At 64.2% G+C, this 2,757-nt stretch carries 3 protein-coding genes and 1 pseudogene; 1 reads left to right on the top strand and 3 read right to left on the bottom strand.

All coding sequences use genetic code 11. The features are described 5' to 3' along the window. On the top strand, nt 1-266 hold a 266-nt coding region (locus JCM25156_RS24285), incomplete at its 5' end, for a cold-shock protein (protein ID WP_025813422.1). Between the two features lie 219 nt (nt 267-485). Here JCM25156_RS24285 and smpB read toward each other — a convergent pair. The 3 genes and pseudogenes from smpB to JCM25156_RS12995 all read right to left on the bottom strand — a co-directional run. Then, nucleotides 486-980 (bottom strand): SsrA-binding protein SmpB, encoded by a 495-nt coding sequence (gene smpB / locus JCM25156_RS13005; RefSeq protein WP_025813421.1) that lies wholly within the window; start codon nt 978-980, stop codon nt 486-488. A 4-nt stretch (nt 981-984) separates the two neighbouring features. Continuing rightward, a pseudogene (gene dapA, locus JCM25156_RS24280) lies at nt 985-1,862 on the bottom strand (4-hydroxy-tetrahydrodipicolinate synthase). 124 nt (nt 1,863-1,986) lie between these two features. Beyond that, on the bottom strand, nt 1,987-2,757 hold a 771-nt coding region (locus JCM25156_RS12995; RefSeq protein WP_025813419.1), incomplete at its 5' end, for a prephenate dehydratase.

Here is a 2,757-nt window from a genome sequence, read left to right as displayed (position 1 = left end):
CCGGCCCGCGCGGCGGTTTCTCCCGCTCCGGTCGTCCGGCTCCCGACCTGTCGCACGCGCAGGACATGCGCGGCACGGTCAAGTGGTACAATGCCACCAAGGGCTTCGGTTTCATCACGCCGGAAAACGGTGGCAAGGACATTTTCGTCCATGCTTCCGCGCTGGAACGTTCCGGCCTGTCCGGCCTGACCGAAGGCCAGACGGCGAATGTGCAGGTTGTCGAAGGCCAGAAAGGCCCCGAAGCAGCCGCCCTGTCGGTGGACTGATTTTTCCGCTCCTCCCCATTGCGCCAATGCTGCGCGATGGGGAAGGATGAACGGATTGAAGAACAGGGCTGTCCCGGCTGGGATGGCCCTGTTTTTTATTGCCTTGAGAAAAGATGAGCGGGCGCTGTTTTCAGGATGGACGTGAGGGCACGGGGAGAACCCGATTGTGCGCCCTGCCCCAGAAACTTTTGATAAATGGTCAGGGTACGTTGGTGCGGGTCAATCCTCGCGGCCGCGATTGCGCAGCAGGCGGGCCTTGTCGCGTTGCCAGTCGCGCTCGGCGATCGCGTGGCGTTTATCGGCCTTCTTGCGTCCCTCACCCACGCCGAGCGTCAGCTTGGCCAGACCCCGGCTGTTGAAGTGGATGTCCAGCGGCACAAGGGTTACGCCATCGCGCGCGACCTCGCCCAGCAGCTTATCCACCTGTTTTTTATGCAGAAGCAGCTTGCGCGGCGCGCGCGGTTCGAATCGGGACAGAACGCCGCCCTGATATTCGGGAATGTAGCTGTTGATCAGCCACAGTTCGCCATTGCGCTCCCCGGCATAGGCTTCGTTTATGGTGGCGCGCCCCATGCGCAGGCTCTTGACCTCTGGCCCTTTCAGCACCAGCCCCGCTTCCACCGTTTCCACGATGGTGTAGTTGAACCGGCCCTTACGGTTCTGCGCGGCGATTCCTGTCGAAATCATGCCGCTGCCCTTGTTTTTGGCTGCCATGGGTTCAGTCCAGCAGCCCGACGGCGGAAAGCGCGGCCTTCACCTGCGCCCGGCTTGCATCACTCAGCGGCGCCAGCGGCAGGCGGCATGTCTCGCCCATAAGGCCCAGCACGCTGGCGGCGAACTTGACCGGCACGGGATTGCTTTCACAGAACAGGGCGTCATGCAGCGGCAGCAGGCGGTCCTGTAGCTCCATGGCTTCCATTATGTGGCCATCCGTCCAGCTCTGCTGCACCTGCGCGCACAGCGCGGGGGCGACGTTGGCGGTGACGCTTATGCAGCCATCTCCCCCGGCGGCCAGGAACGAGACGGCGGTACCATCCTCCCCCGAGATCTGGTTGAACGGCTTTTTCACCGCGCGGCGCACCTGCAGCGGGCGCAGCAGGTTGGCGGTGGAATCCTTGACCCCGATGATGTTGGGGTGCAGGGCCAGCCGCGCCATCGTCTCGACCGAGATGTCGATAACGGACCGGCCGGGAATATTATACAGGATGAGGGGAATGCTGATGGCGTCGGCCACGGCCATGAAGTGGCGGTACACCCCTTCCTGTGTCGGCTTGTTGTAATAGGGGGTCACGACCAGCACGCCCGATGCCCCGGCCTGTTCCGCCCGCTGCGCCATGGCCACGGCCTCGGCCGTGCTGTTGGAGCCCGCCCCGGCTATGACCGGCACGCGCCCCGCCACCGATTTTATGGTGAACTCCACCACTTTTTCATGTTCATCATGTGTCAGTGTCGGGCTTTCGCCCGTGGTGCCGACCGGAACCACGGCGGATGTGCCCTGCTGGACCTGCCAGTCGATAAAGCGGCTCATGGAGGCAGATCCAGCGATCCGTCCTCGTTCATGGGGGTGATAAGGGCGGTAATGGAACCCTTGAACATGGTTGTTTCCACCTGGATCGTGTGTCCTGCTACGCATGTGCCGGGGGGCAGCACACGCTTAATGCTTATATATGGTGCTTATACAGGCTGCGGCACAGGGGGCAAAATCCGGCCGCCCGCCCGCTCAGGTCCCGCGCCGGAAGGGGGAGCCGGGATAGACGCCCAGTATCTCCTGCTGTTCCGAAAAAAATGAAAGCTCGCGCAGCGCCTCGGCCAGGGGCGGCGCTTCGGGGTGGCCCTCCACATCCATCAGGAACTGCGTGGCCGAGAACGATCCCTCCAGCATGTAGCTTTCCAGCCGGGTCATGTTCACGCCCGTGGTGGCGAACCCGCCCAGCGCCTTGTACAGCGCGCCGGACTGGTTGTTGACACGGAACAGGAGCGTGGTCAGGAACCCCGGCGCGGGCGGGGGCAGTTCGGCCGGCCTGCGTGATGCGATATAAAAGCGCGTGGTGTTATGGTCCGCGTCCTCCACATTGCGGCGCAGGATTTCAAGGCCGTTGAGTTCGGCCGCCAGCGCGGAGGCCACGGCCACATCTTCCCTGCGGTTCCATGCCCGCACCATTTCCGCGGCGCCAGCGGTATCGAACTCCACCACCGGTTCCAGCCCCAGTTCGGCAATGATGCCGCGCACCTGCGCCATCGCGACGGGGTGGGTATGCACCCGCCGCGCATCCGCCAGCGTGCTGCCCGGAATGCCCAGCAGGCAGTGTTCCACGCGCTGGAAATGCTCCCCCACGATGAACAGCCCCGCCTGCGGCAGCAGGGCGTGGATATCGGGCACGCGGCCCGCCAGGCTGTTTTCGCACGCCAGCATGGCCAGTTCGGCACGGCCATCGTGCACGGCGGCGATGGCCTGGCCGAAGGTCTGGCATGGCAGGGTGGTCCACGCCGG

It is taken from the genome of Komagataeibacter kakiaceti JCM 25156, from assembly GCF_000613305.1.
The sequence above is the reverse complement of the archived record's forward strand: the minus strand, read 5'-3'. Positions and strand labels throughout refer to the sequence as shown.